The sequence below is a fragment of the Methanosarcina barkeri 3 genome (genome assembly GCF_000970305.1).
Lineage (GTDB): Archaea > Halobacteriota > Methanosarcinia > Methanosarcinales > Methanosarcinaceae > Methanosarcina > Methanosarcina barkeri_A.
Genome location: NZ_CP009517.1, coordinates 2735308 through 2753676 on the forward strand (window position 1 = coordinate 2735308; position 18369 = coordinate 2753676).

Genomic DNA, 18369 nt, shown 5'->3' on the forward strand with positions numbered 1-18369 from the left:
ATTAAGTCGTTATATGTCTGAATTGCTTCTTAAAATCCTGCATTTCGAATAGTCAATCAATTTTCGGACTATAAAAGATAATTCTGAAACTTTATGATTTTAAACGTGAAATTAGCCCTGTAATGAGCTCGGCAACAAAAAATTATGAAAATAAGGTTATTGCGGCCTCAATTAGCCGCAAACTTCCCTGAACTTCTTTTATCCTGGTGATTTCAGTATTTCCTTGAGATCATATAATCGGCAATCTGAAGGAGAAGCTCTTTCTCAGGACAGTCACGCAGAGCGTCCAGTTTTGCTTTGCCTTCGTTGATATATGAAATTGCAAGGTTCTTTACATAATCAATTGATCCGCATTCGGTTAAAGTCCGGACAGCTTCATCAGTTTCTTCCTGAGTAGCTTCCCCTTTTCCGAAAATGTCCAATTTCACGTCTTTTTCAAAAGCATCGATTATGATAAGGGTGCGTTTTCCTTCCATAAGGTCACTGCCTCTTACCTTACCGAGAACTTCCTGAGGGGTGACCATATCCAGAACGTCGTCATACATCTGGAACCCAATTCCTATAAGGCGCCCGTACTCGGATAAGGCTTCAGCAGTCTCATCAGAAGCTCCTCCAAGAAGAGCCCCGATCTTGGCTGCAGCTGCATAAAGGACTGATGTCTTTTTCTCCACCATCTCAATATATTCAGCTTTACTAACCTTTTCCCTCTTTTCAAAATCCATGTCAAGCCACTGGCCTTCACAGATTTCGGTACAGGTTTTTGAAAGGATATCCATACATTTTAAAATCCTTGAAGGCTCGTTTTGGACTTTTGACAGAATCGAAAAGGCTTTGGAATAAAGTGTATCACCTGCGAGAATCGCTCCGGCTTCACCCCATATCATATGGACTGCAGGTCTTCCTCTGCGGACATCATCCTTGTCCATTATGTCATCATGGATCAGAGTGAAATTATGTACAAGCTCCACGGCCACAGCTGCAGGTAAAACCGATTTAAGGTCAGAGTCCATTGCTTCGGCTACCAGAATGAGAACGGTAGGACGGAGGCGCTTTCCTCCTGCATCTACCAGGTAGCGAGAGGCTTTATATAATTCCTCTGGATGAGCTACCGGAAGCAGTTCATCAATTGCGGCGTCAACATGGACACTTCTTTTTTTGATCTCATCAACTAACGTCATAAATATCACGAGGTAAGGATAGATTTCCTATACGTTTATTCTTCTATATATAACACTTCACCGTTTCTGAGGAGGTGTACTGTGTCTCCAAGTACATACCCGGCATCTTCCGCCATCTCGATGTAGTGTCCGTGCATCTCCATATCTCCATGGGCAGGGATTACATGCTCAGGATTTACCATACGCAGGAGTTCCCAATGATCTTCCCTGTATGCGTGCCCTGATACATGCACATTGTCATAAATCCTGGCGCCCCGCATTTTGAGCTTGGTCTCAAGGGCATAGCGGTTGGCCTGAGTCATTGGGCTCGGGATCACATTTGCAGAGAAAATAACTCTGTCTCCTGGCTCAATTGTATACGGAGTTTCCCCGTTTGCAATGCGCACAAGTATGGAGCCTGGCTCCCCCTGGTGTCCGGTGACGATTGGAAGGTACTTGTTCTTTCCTTCCTGGATAATGCGTTTAAGAGCTCTATCTACATCCTTCCTCTGGCCGTGCATCTCGACATTGGAAGGCAATTCCAGATAGCCAAGGTCTCTAGCAGCCCCGACGTAACGTTCCATTGAGCGTCCCAGGAGCACAGGAATCCTGCCCATTTCCCCAGCCGCTTCAATAATTGCTTTTAGTCTGGGAATATGGGAAGCAAAAGTAGTGATAACCATCCCTACTTCGGACTCTTCTGTTCCAAGAAGTACATCCCTGACCATATCCTTTGCGATTTGTTCCGATGGAGTTTTCCCCGAACGTCCGGCATTCGTGCTCTCTACAATCATTGCGATAACTCCTTCCTTCCCGAGAGTTTTAAGGCGCTCGAAGTCAGGAGCTTCACCCATTGTCGGAGTGCGGTCCAGCTTAAAGTCGCAGGCATAAAGGACCGCTCCAATTGGAGTGTGAACTGCTGCAAGCACACAGTCAATAATACTATGCTGGACATTGATGAACTCAATGGAAATATCTTCCGTAACATGGTAAGTTCCACCCGCATTCAGCGGAATAACCCTGTTACAAACCTCAAACTTACGTTCGGCCTCGATCTGCTGCTTGATAAGGGCCGTTGTATAAGGTGTAGAAATGATTGGAGCGTTATACCTATGAGCAAGTTTCGGAATTGCCCCTATATGGTCAAGGTGCCCGTGAGTACAGACAATTGCCCGGACAGTTCCGTTTATTTCTTTCATGATAGTATCATCAGGAATTGCTCCCATCTCGATAAGTTCGAGAGAATGCATTTTATCAATTTCAACATCCTCATGGATCTGAACCCTATCTAGACGCAGTCCCATATCCAGAATGATGATATCTTCACCTATAATAACTGCAGTCATGTTGCGGCCCATCTCATTGTAACCGCCGACTGCAACAATTCCTATTTCAGTCATATTTTTACCTCTTATTAATTTTTTAATCCTTGTGAACCCCAATCCTCAGAAAATGGATCAGGTGATGACCTTAAAATGATAGCTGCGATATGAATGGTACAGCATAATTAGAGCCCAGGTACAGATAATATAGAGTCTAGCATAGAATTACCTTAGAGCAGCCATACTCAATCCTGTTAGGAAGAACTCCACCCCCGATGAGACGAACCAGGCTACATCTCTTGCAGAAGAATTCTACTTTAATTTCTCTATTTCAGTATAGATTCAAATGGCTGTCAAGCACATCCAGAATTACTCCAATTACTCCAGAATTACTCCAATTACTTCAGAATTACTCCAATTACTTCAGAATTACTCCAATTACTCCAGAATTGCCTTTAGATTCTCTCTTCTATAGATATACGTTTCTTCAAAGGTTCTACCCTTTTAGATCTAACGAATTCTATTATTACTTTAGGAACAGGAGAGCCTTTATGAACTCTTTACTTAATGGCTAGTACTTCTTAAGAACCTGGTTTCTGATCAACTCTGTAAAGTAAGATTTTATACTTTCAAAATGCTTTGAAAACATCCAGTTTTCGATTCTAGCCAATTCTTTTAGAGCTTATCCAGCAACCTGTGTGTTATACTGGGATTTTTACTCCTGATTTCATTCCTGGTTTACTTCCGGCTTATTCTAGCTTATTCTGGTTTACTTCCGGCTTATTCTAGCTTATTCTGGTTTACTTCCGGCTTATTCTAGCTTATTCTGGTTTACTTCCGGCTTATTCTAGCTTATTCTGGTTTACTTCCGGCTTATTCTAGCTTATTATAATTTACTTTCGTTCTATATCCCTGCTGTTTCTCATTAGTCCGTTCTATATCTGGCTTATTCAAGCGGTAACTTCACCAGATGACTCTAATATCACCAGGCGATTTCTAGTCGACAATTATCGTAATAATTTCTATTCCAATAATGAAATTCGTTCATACTGAATAACTTTAGTTTAGGTAATTGTGAAATGAACTCTTATATTTAAATGATTTTACGTAATTCTATGAAAATATCCCTTAACTTAATCGGTTTTAGTAATTTTACGAAATTAATTCCTGAATTTCATTGACTTTACAGTAACTATTTACAGTAACATCTGGTTATGAACCTGAAGCAGATCTATAGTGTACTTGTACTAACATTAGAGAACTCAGGTTGAAGTCCAATGCTTACTCATATAATTCGGAATCAGTTTTCCAGGATTCGGAACTGCAAGATCACTGTTCATATTAACGATTTATTTCCGAACATTACTTTCATATTATGTATAAATATTGTTATGGAATGAATCTTCTAATTAACATATCTGCTATTGAATCTTCTAATTAACATATCTGCTATTATATCTTACCGGTATAAAACGAATTTTAACACAGATTGAATTTTAATACAGCTTACAGGTAAAGTTAACCGAACTCTATGCCAGAAAGAATCTCGATTCAGAAAGAGTCTCCTGCTATGGCATAGTCTTTTACGTTAAAGCCACGCTGGCCCAGGTATTCAAGGGTCCGGCCAGTAACAACTACAGGTGCGTTACGCAGATCCTGTATGTTTGCACAGCCGCAGAGAAACATCGCAATCCTGAGTTCATCAAGCATGCGGGAAAGGACTTTGACAACAGATTCTTTTCCTTCAAGAGCAGGACCTACAAAAGGCAGGGCCGCACTTGCCGCACTGGCTCCGAGAGCAATAGATTTTGCGATATCTATTCCTGTCCTGATCCCACCGGTTGCAATGATTGGAAGAGAAACCCTGGACTCAATAATGCTGGCAACTGTTGGAATTCCAAAGTCCCAGAGCAGTTCCCCAAGGTATTCGGAAGCAGAATCTCCACTTTTCCTTGCTCGGTATACCTCGACGCCTGCCCAACTTGTGCCTCCCGCACCTCCGACATCAATTGCAGACACACCTGCCTTCTGAAGGAGGAGGGCATCTTCTCTTGAGATCCCAGCTCCTGTTTCTTTAACAATTACTGGCGTGTTCAGTACTGAGCAGATCTCTTTTATCATATCAAGGCAACCAGTGGCATCCCTATCCCCTTCTGGCTGGATGGCTTCCTGTAAGAAGTTAAGGTGGATGGCAAGGGCATCGGCATCGATCATATCTATAAGTTTCTCAACACCATCGACCCCATACTGACGAATTTGGGCAGCACCCACATTTGCGTATACAAAAGCACTCGGGGCTTTTTCTCTAACAATCCTGAAAGATTCTTCCTGAGCAGGATCATCAAATGCAGCTCTCTGGCTTCCAACTCCGATTCCTAGTCCCAGCTCTTCAGCCGCAGCGGCAAGTGCAGCATTTACAGGAGTAGTGTCAGGGTGACCTCCAGTAATCGAAGCGATCAAAAAGGGAGCTTGCAGGCGTTTCCCAAGAAGGTCTATAGACAGGTCCAGTTTATCCATATTGAGTTCCGGAAGCGCCCTGTGGATCAAGGTCACGTCCTCAAAGCCAGCACTGACTTTTCGGGACTCAACCGGGCTTTCAGCACATAATTTCAAATGTTCGATCTTTCGCTTTGAGGTCGTGTTAATCATATTTCATACCCTTTTGTCTGGACTGATTGTGGTTCCCATAGGCTCCCCATTTAAGAACCGATATATATTATCATCTTTTCCGGCATTGAATATATACGATGTGATACAAGATGTTTTGCTGAGTTCCAGAAGTTCCTGAACCTTTCCTAGCATACCGCCGGTAACATCAGTACTTCCTGACCCTCTTATGTAATGCTTGAAATCTTCAAAAGTTTTTGGGGTGATTTCAGGTACGGTTTTTCCGTCATTATCAAGCACTCCATCCTCAGCCGAGCCTAACCCCAGACGGGTAATTTTGAGTTCTTTTGCAAGATAGGGGACTATCTGGTCTCCTGAGAGCACGCACGCTCTGAGTTCAAGATCCATAACAACATCTCCGTGCAAAACCGGAACAAGCCCGTTCTCAAGCATGAGCTTTATGTTGTCAAGGTACATGCTCTCGATTCGCCCGTTTCTGCAAATCGTACAGCACATCGGATGTACGGCTATAGCCCTGACTCCATACTCATTTAGAGTGTCTACCACTCTGGATGCAAGTTTCTTGACAGACTCATGTGTTACAATTGCTCCTTCAGGATCAAAAACTTTGCCAAGCTGATATTTTTTAGCGTAGGTGTGCCCAAAAGAACCTGCACCGTGTACAATAATCATTTTTCCCCGGTATTCGGAAACTTCCTTTGCAATTCTCCGAAGAGAATCCTCTCTTACAACCCCTTGATCTGCGGCTTTGTCAGTAATGACACTGCCCCCAAGTTTCAGGATAACAGGTTCGGTTGAGACATTCATGCAATATCACTCAATACCTTTTTTAAAATTTCCAGCTTCCTTTATGAATAGCACGAAATTAAGAAATAAAACTCTAAAGAGCTCAGGTTTAAATTACTCATTCTAACCTTAAACCCTGTTCAGTGGGCTTTGTTATGATTGCTTTACCCCCTGCATCTATAATGGCTTCAGCTACTTGTGTACATTTATCAGGTGCTGTAAGGGCAACCATACATCCCCCACCTCCACCTCCTGTACTCTTTGCTCCGAAAGCTCCAGCTCCCCGAGAGGAGTATATTAATTTAGAGAGCTCAAAAGTATTTACACCAAGTGCATCCAGAAGGCCCTGGTTCACATTCATAAGTTTGCCAATTGAAGAGTAATCTCCTGCAAGGAAAAAGGGCTCTGCGGTCTTGGAAATTCTTCCAATGACGACCATTAAAGGCTCTATAAGATGTGGATAACTTTCACGGAGTTTTCTCACATTTATTACAAGCTCTTTTGTAGAAGCGAAAACTCCTGTATCCCCGATAACTATTCCGCAGTCAGGCGTCTTCAGCTTCTTCCTATCGGGAACGGTCACGATTCCTCCGAATGTAGAGACATAAGTGTCAGTAGGACTCGCGGCCCCTTGTACCTGAATTTCGATTTCATGTCCCATTTTAGCAATTTCTTCGAGAGAGAGGCCACAGCCAAACATTTCATTAAGTGCACCTATACTTGCAATCGTAACAGCAGCAGATGAACTAAGTCCCGAGCCCACAGGGATCTCAGAATCAACTTTCAGATGGACGCCGTTTATTGGCACCATTTCCCTCATTTTCTGAATGACTGCGGAGATATAAGGGTGTTTTTCAAAATCAATTCCGGTTCGGCCAATTTCCGACTGAATTATTATAGAATCGCATAATTCCACCCGTACATGGGTTCTTAATTCAATTGCACATCCTATTGCAGGTTCTCCGTAGACAACCGCATGTTCTCCGAAAAGATATATTTTCCCGGGGGCGGAACACGAAATCATATTACTCCTCTGAAAGTTACAAATTTGATTGAAGCAGGTAAGAAATGCATTTACTCTTGAAGATGGAATGTTAATTTATTTGGATGAATAGTAAATTTTTATAAACACATCATCACTTTGTTTCCAAATGCTAAAAATACTTTGTTTTGATGTTTAATCTGTTTTACAAACCTATAATAAGTAGATAACGGTAAAAACCATAAAAAATTTACTTGGAGATTCGTAACTCTCCCTATACCTTTTAATTAAAAACGAGTATACTTCGTTTTCCGCAGAGTTTTTTCTACTACCATAATGTCTTGGCAGTTTAACTGAGCATAATTCTGGAGTTTCTCATCAGAATACAACGATTTTGAACTTATAAGACTATCAATAACTGAGTTTTCGTGACACTGGTAACTGCGGGATTTCTCTTACTCCACAACAATTGCAGCATATCCTACAACTGCATTCATATCTCCGGAAACCTCCCCACTATTTGAGTATTTAAGCAGTTCAGCCCGAGTTGCACCAAGCTTCTTTGAGGCTGTTAGCATCGCAGAAATAGGGCCGTATCCGCATACGGATGCATTTCTTCTATATAAACTTTCATAGATCCCCGAAACATCCAGATTAAGGATAGCTTCTATAATTTCTTCATCCGTTTTCCTTGCAAGGTTTGCAGGCTGATAATGAGTAAAATCGCTGGATGCAATGAAGGTCACTTTCTTCCCACTTTTTGAAACAAGGTTAGCAATAAGGGATCCCACTTCAGTTGCGGTCTCTTCATCCTGCATACCCAGGCAAATAGGAAGAATCCTGAAATCATGATCGAAGCGGTATTGAAGGAAAGGAAGCTGAACTTCGATCGAATGCTCGTATCGGTGCCCAAGCTCATCCATATCAATAATACTTCCGGATAACCCTTCTGCAAGTTCTCGATCAACCTCGAGAGATCCCAGAGGAGTTTTCCAGGTATCTATGGATACTGATACCGGAGAACCATATCCCGTATGATTGGGACCAAAAAGGACATATGTGTCGGCTTTGGAAAGAGCTGCATAAACGTATGCAGCAACTCTCCCTGAATAGACATATCCTGCATGCGGGCAAACTGCTCCCAGGATATCCCTTTCCCGGATCTCCAGACCCTCAAAACATTGCTTAAGTTCTTTCTCCAGATTTTCAGGACGCAGGGGATAGAACTGCCCTGCAACTGCTGGCTGTCTCATTTATGATCACCCATATAAGATACGGGCTATTTTTATAAATCCTTGCAGTCTGCAGGGTCGCCTTTCGGAATCAGAGAGGTGTTTCGAAGTCAGTTAACTCGTAATTGAAGGGAGTACCATTAAGCCGGGAAACTTCCCTTGCAAGCAGCCAGTAGACAAGGGAAAGAGCTTTTCTACCTTTGTTGTTTGTGGGAATTACAAGATCCACATTTGAAATCAGGTTGTTAGTATCGCAGAGCGCTATAACAGGCACTCCGATGCTTGACGCTTCCTTCAGTACCTGTGCATCGCCTGCAGGGTCGGTTACGATCACAACATCAGGCTCAAAGAAACCATGTATCTGTGGGTTTGTAAGTAAGCCCGGGATAAACCTTCCAAGCATTGCTCTTGTACCCAGTGACCTGGAGAACATCCTTGCAGGGTGCTGACCGTACTGCCTTGAAGAAACCACAAGGATTCTTGAAGGATCATAGTGAGACAGCAATTTTGCTGCAACTCTTATTCTTTCGTCTGTTGACTGGATGTCAAGTACATATAATCCGTCAGTTCTGACCCTGTATACGAAACGCATCATATCCTGGGTCTTTTGCTGGGTACCTATGTGGACACCTGCTGCCAGGTATTCGTCAATAGAAACAAGAGATGTAGAACCTTCTTTAGCAGAGGGTTCTTCGTCCTCTGTTTCTACAGGTACAGATCCGGTTTTTGCTGCGGCTTCCTTTTCAGGTGCAGGTTGTGCTTCAGCCATGACATCTTCTTCAGGCAAAGGCTGTTCGTTATTTTCTTCCTGCCCTGTCTGCTCAATTTCCTCCATAAAGTCACCTCATAATATAGAATCAACAATAAAACACATTCAGTATCTGAAAATGTATCCCACTGCGTTTTTAACTGGTTTTACGTTTGACCGTTATAGGAATAACTCCGGCCTTCAACTCTTCAATAGCAAGATTAAGAGGATCCAACCGCCCGTCATCTTCAACAAGGACAGGAGCTCCCATTGCAATTTGCAATGCTCTTGCACCTATGATCCGTGCACGCTCGAACCGGGTATACTTTTCCTTGACCAACTGATCACCCTGAAATTTAAAAACGCTCCGATGAATTCCGATAATTGAGAACCATGATAATTTTTAATATTTTACATTACATGCCTTAAAACCAGCACCCTGGAAATAGGGAAATGGGACCGCTGAGATTCGAACTCAGGTTCCGGCGTCCCGAACGCCGAAGGATGGACCAAGCTACCCTACGGTCCCTTACTGGTATGGCGAAAGCACATCAACGAGTTCAACATGACTTAACAGCATTCTGCGACAGCAGTAACGGGTGATCCCAAGATCATCCAGCACTGCGGCAGCGTTTTCGCCATCACTGACACGTCTTTTGTACTCATCCCAATAGTTTGAGATTACTTTTCCACATGAGAAACATCGGACTGGGATCATAGTCTTACCTGTAAGATTTCTGGTATTTAGCCCTTGCTCCGGGTCCACCGAAGTTCTTTGATTCTTTCTGTCTGGAATCGCTTACAAGTAAATTGCGGTCGTAACTTGCGAAGTTATCTCTGATAATTGTGTCATTTGTCCATTCCACAATACCTCTGGCAACTGCAGTCCTTACCGCATTAGCCTGTCCGATAATTCCGCCGCCCCGGACATCTACGTTAATGTCAAGCCCGGACACCACCTCGTCTCCTGCGATCAGCAGAGGTTCTGAGATCTTCATCATTACAAGCTCTGGTTTATATAGCTCGAGCGGAACTTTGTTGATCCTGACCTTCCCGGTTCCTTTTGTGACTGTTGCACGTGCAGTTGCAGTCTTGTGCTTTCCAGATGAATTAACTACTTTGACCATGAGGACTCACCCTTTAAAATTTTGAACCCATTTTCTGGCTCACTTCACCAAGTTCAATATATTTACTGGAGCTTAGAAGCCTCATATCGGCATCTGCAATTGTGATTGTTTCAGTGCCCTTGAGTTCAGAGGGAACACCTACATAGACCTTGAGTCTGGACATTGCATCCCTACCTCTTGCTCTTTTATAGGGCAGCATGCCACGGATAGTCCTCTTAAGGATGCGATCCGGACGCTTCGGGAAGTAAGGCCCGAATTCGGTAGCACCTCTCTCCCGGGTTTCCCGGTATTCTTTGAGGGTGGTCGCCCTTGAGCCAGAAATTACGGCTTTTTCAGCATTTACAATATATATCTCTTCGTCTCCTGAAAGCAACTGTTTTGCAACTGTACTTGCAAGACGTCCTAGAATAAGCCCATTTGCATCGATAACCGTCATCTTCGACACCTCAGCGGAAAATCCGGATACCGGACCCTTTTGGATTTGCTTCCATTATCTCTTCGAGACTCAGGCACTTGCCACCGGCTTCAGTGATCTTATCAACTGCAGAGTCACTGAAGGTTAGAGCCGCAACAGTTACAGGGTGGTCAAGAAGACCTGCGCCCAGAACTTTTCCTGGAATAAGCAGAACATCGTCCTCTGCCGTGTGCCTGTTAATTTTACTCAAATTCACAGCCGCATAGTTTCGGGACGGCATCTCAAGACGTCTCGCGATATCCTTCCAGATGGGGGCAGTGTTTGTATTTGCCCTCTCTTTCAGGGTAAGAATCAGGGAAACGATTCTTGGATTTGTTTTTCTTGTCAGTTTTACTAGTGATTTTTTACCCAAAGTATGTTCCTCCGCAAGATCTGTATAAATCTCACTCACGCGGAAAAAAAATTCCCTATCGCGTTCGAACATCGCTATAGCTGCTCATTTGGAATCTGAATCCAAAAGCAGCAAATTTAAAGAACAAGCGATTAGTTGGAATTGGTATGATGTGAATAACATTTCTAGTACATAAAGATTATGTGCACCATTAGTTCCATTTGCAAGGATTCCAAACAATAATCTTTTTTCGTCTCCAATATTTTTCTATCTCTGTTTACTCATAACCTCAATTTTCGTTTTACTTATTAGTTATAAAACTTGTTTTCGGAGTTAACCGATATAGATAGGGTTATTAGAAAGAGAAAGAAATCCTATTTTTATAATAATAAATGAATTATACTACTAGTGGAATGATCAGTGTTGAGGAAGAGGGAAATCTCACGTAGAATTAATATCCGATCTATTAACAGGCTGCAAACGAGTTTAAACTTCTTTATAGGTACATTAATAATTACTGTGCATGGTACGAAATATGAAATAAGCGGACAGGAAAACGCAGACAAGAAACAGGTGATATTATGCCGACAGTTATTCAATACCTTCTGGACAGATTAAAGCAACTGGGAATAAGGGATATTTTCGGCGTGCCAGGAGACTTTGCATTTCCTATCAACAACGCCATATGTGACGATAAAGAGCTCCGCTGGATAGGCTGTTGCAATGAACTGAATGCTGCTTATGCCGCTGATGGGTATGCTCGTATTAAAGGTATGTCAGCACTATCTACTACTTTTGGCGTAGGTGAACTTTCCACGCTATGCGGTATAGCAGGCTCTTACGCGGAGTACGATCTGGTATTCCATATTGTCGGAATGCCTAAAATGCAGGCACAGAAGAGACACGATATATTACATCACTCGCTTGGCGACGGAGAATCCACCGTATTTATGGAGATGGCTGCGCCAGTAGTATGTGCGAGTACGGTGCTTACTCCGGAAAACTGTGTTCAAGAAGTAGAGCGTGTTATCGAAACCGCCCTGGAGAACCGCCGTCCAGTTTACATTGCAGTACCTAATGACTATGTAAACGCAGATATTTCATCCTTCACGGCACCAAAAGAAACACCTGTAAAAAGCGACCCTGCAACTCTTGAAGAAGTAGTCTCAATTATTGAAGGTAAACTCTCGAATGCAAAACAAGCCTGTATTATGCCTGGTTTTCTTGTTGACCGTTTTGGCCTCAAGGACCTGACTATGGCTGTTATTAATGCTTCGGGCTTGCCTTATGTTACTATGGCGCTGGATAAGTCCGTGCTTGACGAGACTAACCCTTCCTACCTTGGATTATACATGGGACAACTTATCAATCCTGAAATTCGGGAATTTGTAGAATCCTGCGACTGTATACTTGCCATAGGTACTATTCCCTCTGATGTTAACATGGGAATGTTCACGGCAAAGCTGGATAAATCTCGAATTATCAATATCATGCCTTCCAGTGTTCATATCGGGCGTACTGATTACATCAATGTGAAAATGCTTGATGTACTGGAGGAACTTACCAGAAGGCTTAACAAGCGTACCGATATCAGGGGACCTGTGGCCAGACGTCCCGCAATTCCACGGGTAAATGCTAAGGATCCAATAACAGCTGACTATTTATACTCTAAATACGCTGAGTTTTTTAAGCCCGATGACATAATCATGGCTGACTCAACCTCATCCTTTTACGGGTTACTGCCTCTACCTTTACCGAAAGGAGCTAAGTTCCAAAACCAGATTCTCTGGGGAGCGATTGGCTGGGCTACCCCGGCTTCCTTCGGTACTGCACTTGCTGTACCTGATCGACGAGTAATTCTTATCACTGGCGAAGGGTCACACCAGATGACCGTTCAGGAAATCAGCCAATTTTATCGCTACGGTTTGAAACCTATTATTTTCGTATTGAATAATCATGGCTACCTGATAGAAAAAATGCTGTCTAAAAAACTAGATTACTGTTATAATGACATTGCACAGTGGGAATATTATAAACTACCTGAAGTTCTCGGTTGCAACGATTGGATTACGAGAAAGGTTACCACCTGCGAGGACCTTGATAAGGTTATGAGAGAACTGAATAATGCTAAAAAGGGTGCATACATAGAAGTAGTTACACCGAAATTATCGGCTCCTCCGCTTATGGAAACGATCCACAAAAATTTATAAAAAAATACAATTTAATTTTATCCAAAAGTTATAGGAAGTTGTTCTCTCAGGTAACTCTTCTCCGATATGTTTGAATAAAATAGAACTTCTTGAAAGAACTGCGGCTTCTCTTTTGTTTAAGTAGTTGCAGATATCTATTCTTCTATACGTAGTTGCAGATATCTATTCTTCTATACGTAGTTGCAGATATCTATTCTTCTATACGTAGTTGCAGATATCTGTTCTTCTATAAGTGGTTGCAGATATATATTCTTCCATAAGTAGTTGTGGAAATCCATTAGTAAGATATACCAAGTACCGACCTCGAAACCCTGTCATAAATTACCGAAATATCGCATCCGAATTTTTTTGCTACAATTAGTGCCACAACTCTAATGTCCACAAGGTAGGAAAGACGGTCCTGCATGAAATTAATCTCAGAAACCAATTTTTGCCGGTTTATCCCATTATCTGCAGAGATAAATTCCAGAACCTGCTCAAAGGAAATTTCTTCTTTTATCGGCGCTTTTTCTCCAGAACTGCCCGGATTTTCAAGAAAATTCTCCGACGGCTTGAAAGCATGCGGAAGCCGAATACTTTCCACATCAAAAGCAGGCACAAGACCACCGTCTCTAAACACGAGAAGACCTGCTTCAAGGGCTTTTTCCTTTACTTTTGAGGCAATTTTCGGGGGAAACCATTTCAGGTCAAAAGCTAGAGAATACTCAAAATCCTTCTCCGAGAGAGAAGCTGCAAGAGTTTTTTTAAAAGGAACGGAGACTACGCGTTTAAGTTCTTCCATTAACTGCACCCATAAAAATTGATCTGGCAAGGAGAGTGTAATAATATTGAGAGTATGATATTTTAAGTGTATAATATTGTTGAAGGTATACTGTCATTGAGAGTATATTGTTGAAAAATACAATACTGTTAAAGCTATAATCTTATACTGTTATTGAGAGTATAATGTTGGAAATATAATATTATTGTGAATGTAATGAAAAGTTTAATATAAAGAGGTATAGAATCAAGAAATTTAAGACAAGGATTCAAAAATTTAAAATCTCCGGCCTGGAATTTTTTATCCTGAACTTCTGCCGGAGTAAAGTTTTCCTGAAAAGGAAAATTTAAAGTGTCACAAGTTTGGCATCAAGGATTCCATCGACTTTCCGGACTTCCTCAAGGATTGGATCAGAAACATCGGAGTCTATATTAAGAACCATCATGGTAACGCCTCCGATTTCTGCTCTTCCAACCTGCATGCCTGAAATATTGATATTGTTTTTGCCGAGCACCATGCAGCACGGTCCGATAACATTAGGCCTGTTAATATGTTTGGCAAAAATCATGCGGCCTGCAGGGAAGATATCTACTCTGTCGTCATCAATTGCAACAATCTTTGGCTCGTCTCCGACAACAGTACCTGCAACCAGTTTTGTCTGCCCATTGCTACTGAGTTTTATACTGATAGTTGAAGAGTATTCCTCAGAAGATTCGGATTTGCTTTCTACAACTGCAATCTGTCTTGACTTTGCAAGGGTAGGAGCATTGACATAGTTTACTCCGGAACCGAGAGCCATCTCAAGCAGCCCTTTAAGAGCAGAGACTGTAAGAGGCCTTGTATCCTTTCCGGAAATCTCCCCATTGTACCCGATTTCTACCTTTTCGTAATTTCCGTCTACGAGTTGCCCTGCAATCTTACCCATAATTTCAGAAAGCCTGATGTAAGGAGCAAGAACTGCCATAGCTTCTGGCTTTACCGAGGGAATATTGATTGCGTTCTTTGCAGTTCCACCTGTAAGAACAGACACTACTTCATTTGCAATTTCAACTGCCACATTGACCTGAGCTTCCTGCGTGGAGGCACCAAGATGAGGAGTTACTACAACATTATCAAAATTCAGGAGGGGGCTATTAAAAGGAGGTTCCTCAACGAAAACATCTATTGCTGCACCGGCTATTTTTCCGCTTTCAAGAGCTTTTGCCAGAGCTTCTTCATTGATAATTCCGCCACGGGCACAGTTGAGAATTCTGGTTGTGGGCTTCATCATGGCAAACTGCTCTTCATCAAGAATGTTTCTGGTTTCTTTAATAAGAGGCGTATGCACGGTGATATAGTCGGCTGCCTTTGCAATTTCATTAACTGTTGCCAGCTTGATTCCAAGCTCGACAGCCCGCTTTTCGGAAACGAATGGATCATATCCCATAAGGTTCATTTGAAGCCCTGAAGCCCTTTTTGCGACTTCAGAACCGATTCTTCCGAGACCTATGACTCCCAGGGTCTTGCCTTTAACCTCAACACCTGTGAATTTATTACGCTTCCATTCCCTGTTTTTCAGGGAAGCATTTGCCTGGGGGATGTTCCTGGACATTGCCATCATCATGGCAATTGTGTGCTCTGCCGCCGAAATCATATTGCCTTCGGGAGAGTTAGTCACAATAATGCCTTTCTTTGTAGCTGCATCCACATCAATATTGTCAACTCCGACCCCGGCTCTCCCGATAACTTTCAGGTTGTCGGCAGCTTCGATAATTTTCTGGGTAACCTGGGTGCCGCTGCGTATTACAAGAGCATCGTAATCTTTAATTTTTTTCACCAGCTCCTCTTCGGAAAGCCCGGTGGAAACATCAACCGTAAAGTGTTCTTTTAGAATCTCCAAACCTTCACTGGAGAGTGAGTCGCTGACTAATACTTTCATGTCAATTTCTCCAATTAATACAATAAATGTGAGATATTAAGTTTTAACAGAGAATACCAATTAACCTAATTACACTTAAGCATTATCACACATATATAAGAGCTAATCCCTTCTAATTTTATTTTTACCGCAGGTTTTCTTCCCTGCAATATTTCCTACAAGCCTTATTATTTTTGATCTTTGGTTACCTTACAAATCTTATTATTCCGATGTTAAATTACCCTACCAGTTTTATTATTCCGATCTTGAATTACCCTACCAGTCTTATTATTCCGATCTTAGGTTCGTAACACTGCCCGCCTGCAAGCAGGAAGCGAATAACCTCTTCTACAACCTGCTCAGAAATTCCCCGGGAGGCTGCAGCATCCATAAAAGCTGCGTAATCGACTCCTTTGGTTCCACCCATTTCCCTGAGCAATTCGAGCACGAATTCTTTCTGGTCGGCTTTAGCATCAGCATTATCTTCTGAGTCCAAATCCAGAGTTTTGAGGCCTTCCCTGATGGAAGACTTAAGTAGTTTTGCAAACTCATCAGGAGAGCGTTCCCGTTCAAGCGCAATTACAATTCCTTCCGTAAGCTCGGAAGAAATGCCTTTCTCCAGAAGGTATTCCCGAAGTTTTTCTCCACGATATTCGCTGGTCAGAGCATCCGAGAAGACCTCAAGTCTCTCGACAGTCTGTTCTGCGGTATCTACGACCCATCTGTTACGAGTTTCCTCATCCACTATATTTACTTCTTCAGCCCGAATAGAAACAAAAATAGATCCTTGTTCGGGTTCGTAGGTCCTGGCTTTTCCTGTAAGGGCAATGAAAGCAGGAACCTGTATCGTTGAGAAGAAGATCGAAGCTTCAGGCTGATACTGCCCTGCGTAGACCGTAAAAGCACCAGTAGGATCAACTATTCTTGCCTTCCACATCTCACTCTGTGTTCCGATATTATCAAGTTCTGTGACCACTCCAACTACAAAAACACGATTGAGAATAAGTCCCAGAGGGCTAATAAGCAGGTTCGGAGTTTTTGAATCTGCAGCTTCCGAGTCCGAATGCTCGAGTTTTTCAAATTCTCTGCAGGCTTCGAATTCTCTTGCAAAAACTCTTTTTGCAACCTCTCGTTTAAGCAAGTTCAATTCCTCCCCCGGAAACCTGTGGACTTTTATCCTGCCCGTCCTCTTCATCCGGCTCGAGCCTGCGAAGGAGTTCAACTACCCTCACAGCAAGGTCCTCTTCAGGCACCCAGGCATTTTCAGCTACGAAAGAAATCCCAAATTCACTTCTTGAAGAGTTCCCGCGTACTGCAAGATAGCGGCCCGTAAGAAAGCGCCTTAAGTCTTCATAGACTGCATCTTTTGAGACGTCAGAAAACATTAGCTGCTCAGCTTCTTCAAGAGTTTTTCCATAGATAATTTCCGCAAGTTCCCTTGGAAACATAACTGATACGGAACCTGTTCCGTCATCCATTACGGCTTTGATCCGCATGTCCCATATACCTTCGACCTTTCCGTGCACCCTGCAGTTTCCTTTTTGGATTACACGACTGCATTCAGGGCAACGGGAGACAATACCTGAACCAGGCCTGACTGAAACCAGGTTGCCTGCTATGGACACATCAAACATGCTGTCTCTTGAATTTATCTCCTGGATTTTGAGAGGGACAGGATCTTTTGCTGCGGATTCGAAAGTAAATGAAAGTTTTCCGGTTTCGTCGGATCCTATCGAAGAGACTTTTGTGCTGCTCAGAATATTTATTGATGGCATTCCTCGGAATATCCGCACCTGAGCTCCTTCAATTCGAATAATGCTTCCGATATCAATGCCAGGCAGTTCAATCCAGGCCGTAAAAGGTAGCCTGCCGGTCTCGTCCGCAAGCACGCCAGAAATCACTCTGGACTTGCGCCCCTTTACAAGAATTTCCCTGTATGAAAGCTTAAGCACGCAGGCTATTGTATCTACGGAAAAGTCCGCAGCTCCTATGTCAATTAACTTCTTCTTCTGGCTTGCTGAAAGTTCGGACAATGGAGGAAGCGAAGAGCCCGAGATTTTCGACACCGGAGACTGTTCCCCTATAGAAAGCCTGATCCGGTTCTGCCAGATCCGAACATAGGCGTTTTTGATGTTGATCACATCCCCAATCGAACCTGGTAGCTCTCTCCAGGAAGAAAACAGGACAGAACCGGTTTCGTCTGCAAGAACTCCGGTATAAAGCCTGGAAGGTTTTTCCTGAGTCCCTGCCTGCTGGCGGATTGATTTTTCTCCAAGGTCCAGAATCCTGCCAGTAAGTTCAAAGTTCTTAATATTAGCAGACAGATCCTTTACTTTCAAAGTTTTTCTTTTTCCTCCGAACTTGCGGAGGATACTCTCTTTTGCGACATCAGGCGGGACACGAAAAGCAATGAGTTTCTCAAACTCTGCCCTTATGCCAGTTTTTTCAAGGTCTCCAAGCGCCCTGGTTAACTCTTCAAGATGGGGCGCAATCTTATCATCCATTTTTAGGCCTCCGTTCGAGACAATAATAAAACAATAAAATTTCAGTGTAATATCGGGTTCTACAGTATTTAAGGCTTTAACTGAAGATAAGGCTTTGACTGAAGATTAATTTCCTTTATCGTAGAGGATATTGAACTATTATTTAAGGATAGCTGTTTATAATTTTTGATTTCCAAAGGTATATTAATTTCAGGATAAAATTACTTTCCT

At 42.6% G+C, this 18369-nt stretch carries 17 protein-coding genes and 1 tRNA gene; 1 reads left to right on the plus strand and 17 read right to left on the minus strand.

Annotation, left to right across the window (positions count from 1 at the left end; genetic code table 11):
* Positions 1-212 precede the first annotated feature (212 nt).
* The 13 genes from MSBR3_RS10980 to MSBR3_RS11040 form a co-directional block, all read right to left on the minus strand.
* Entirely contained in the window at positions 213-1178 is a 966-nt protein-coding gene (locus tag MSBR3_RS10980) for a polyprenyl synthetase family protein (protein WP_048108127.1), read from the minus strand.
* 35 nt (positions 1179-1213) lie between these two features.
* Entirely contained in the window at positions 1214-2557 is a 1344-nt protein-coding gene (locus tag MSBR3_RS10985; protein WP_048108129.1) for an RNase J family beta-CASP ribonuclease, read from the minus strand.
* 1473 nt (positions 2558-4030) lie between these two features.
* On the minus strand, positions 4031-5128 hold the full coding sequence (gene fni / locus MSBR3_RS10990; protein ID WP_048108131.1) for a type 2 isopentenyl-diphosphate Delta-isomerase: 1098 nt from the start codon (positions 5126-5128) through the stop codon (positions 4031-4033).
* Positions 5129-5131: 3 nt separating this feature from the next.
* Positions 5132-5914 carry an isopentenyl phosphate kinase gene (locus tag MSBR3_RS10995; protein ID WP_048108133.1) on the minus strand — a complete coding sequence of 261 codons (783 nt, stop codon included), beginning with the start codon at positions 5912-5914 and terminating at the stop codon, positions 5132-5134.
* Positions 5915-6011: 97 nt separating this feature from the next.
* Entirely contained in the window at positions 6012-6917 is a 906-nt protein-coding gene (locus MSBR3_RS11000; protein WP_048108135.1) for a mevalonate kinase, read from the minus strand.
* Positions 6918-7330: 413 nt separating this feature from the next.
* Positions 7331-8128, minus strand: a complete 798-nt coding sequence (locus tag MSBR3_RS11005; protein WP_048108137.1) for an MEMO1 family protein — start codon at positions 8126-8128, stop codon at positions 7331-7333.
* A gap of 70 nt (positions 8129-8198) precedes the next feature.
* The gene (gene rpsB / locus MSBR3_RS11010; protein ID WP_052723375.1) at positions 8199-8942 is read right to left on the minus strand and encodes a 30S ribosomal protein S2; all 744 of its coding nucleotides are present in this window, start codon (positions 8940-8942) and stop codon (positions 8199-8201) included.
* 70 nt (positions 8943-9012) lie between these two features.
* Positions 9013-9195: a DNA-directed RNA polymerase subunit K gene (locus tag MSBR3_RS11015; RefSeq protein WP_048108139.1), complete on the minus strand. Its 183-nt coding sequence runs from the start codon at positions 9193-9195 to the stop codon at positions 9013-9015.
* A gap of 114 nt (positions 9196-9309) precedes the next feature.
* Positions 9310-9384 (minus strand) — tRNA-Pro (locus tag MSBR3_RS11020).
* Positions 9385-9573: a DNA-directed RNA polymerase subunit N gene (locus MSBR3_RS11025; RefSeq protein ID WP_011306430.1), complete on the minus strand. Its 189-nt coding sequence runs from the start codon at positions 9571-9573 to the stop codon at positions 9385-9387.
* A 4-nt stretch (positions 9574-9577) separates the two neighbouring features.
* Positions 9578-9982: a 30S ribosomal protein S9 gene (locus MSBR3_RS11030; protein ID WP_048108141.1), complete on the minus strand. Its 405-nt coding sequence runs from the start codon at positions 9980-9982 to the stop codon at positions 9578-9580.
* A gap of 13 nt (positions 9983-9995) precedes the next feature.
* Positions 9996-10418, minus strand: a complete 423-nt coding sequence (locus MSBR3_RS11035) for a 50S ribosomal protein L13 (RefSeq protein ID WP_048108142.1) — start codon at positions 10416-10418, stop codon at positions 9996-9998.
* Positions 10419-10428: 10 nt separating this feature from the next.
* Entirely contained in the window at positions 10429-10809 is a 381-nt protein-coding gene (locus tag MSBR3_RS11040; protein ID WP_048102688.1) for a 50S ribosomal protein L18e, read from the minus strand.
* Positions 10810-11369: 560 nt separating this feature from the next.
* Between MSBR3_RS11040 and MSBR3_RS11045 the strand changes: the two genes are divergently transcribed.
* Positions 11370-12998 carry an alpha-keto acid decarboxylase family protein gene (locus tag MSBR3_RS11045; RefSeq protein ID WP_048108143.1) on the plus strand — a complete coding sequence of 543 codons (1629 nt, stop codon included), beginning with the start codon at positions 11370-11372 and terminating at the stop codon, positions 12996-12998.
* Positions 12999-13275: 277 nt separating this feature from the next.
* Here MSBR3_RS11045 and MSBR3_RS11050 read toward each other — a convergent pair whose 3' ends face one another.
* From MSBR3_RS11050 to MSBR3_RS11065, 4 genes are all read right to left on the minus strand, one after another.
* Positions 13276-13779, minus strand: a complete 504-nt coding sequence (locus MSBR3_RS11050; protein WP_048108144.1) for a DUF2240 family protein — start codon at positions 13777-13779, stop codon at positions 13276-13278.
* A 325-nt stretch (positions 13780-14104) separates the two neighbouring features.
* Positions 14105-15676, minus strand: coding sequence for a phosphoglycerate dehydrogenase (gene serA, locus MSBR3_RS11055; protein ID WP_048108146.1), 1572 nt, complete (start codon positions 15674-15676; stop codon positions 14105-14107).
* Positions 15677-15926: 250 nt separating this feature from the next.
* On the minus strand, positions 15927-16796 hold the full coding sequence (locus MSBR3_RS11060) for an RPA family protein (RefSeq protein ID WP_048108147.1): 870 nt from the start codon (positions 16794-16796) through the stop codon (positions 15927-15929).
* The gene (locus tag MSBR3_RS11065; protein ID WP_048108149.1) at positions 16789-18159 is read right to left on the minus strand and encodes a Single-stranded DNA binding protein; all 1371 of its coding nucleotides are present in this window, start codon (positions 18157-18159) and stop codon (positions 16789-16791) included. Before MSBR3_RS11065 ends, MSBR3_RS11060 begins: the two co-directional genes overlap by 8 nt.
* Between the last annotated feature and the right edge of the window lie 210 nt (positions 18160-18369).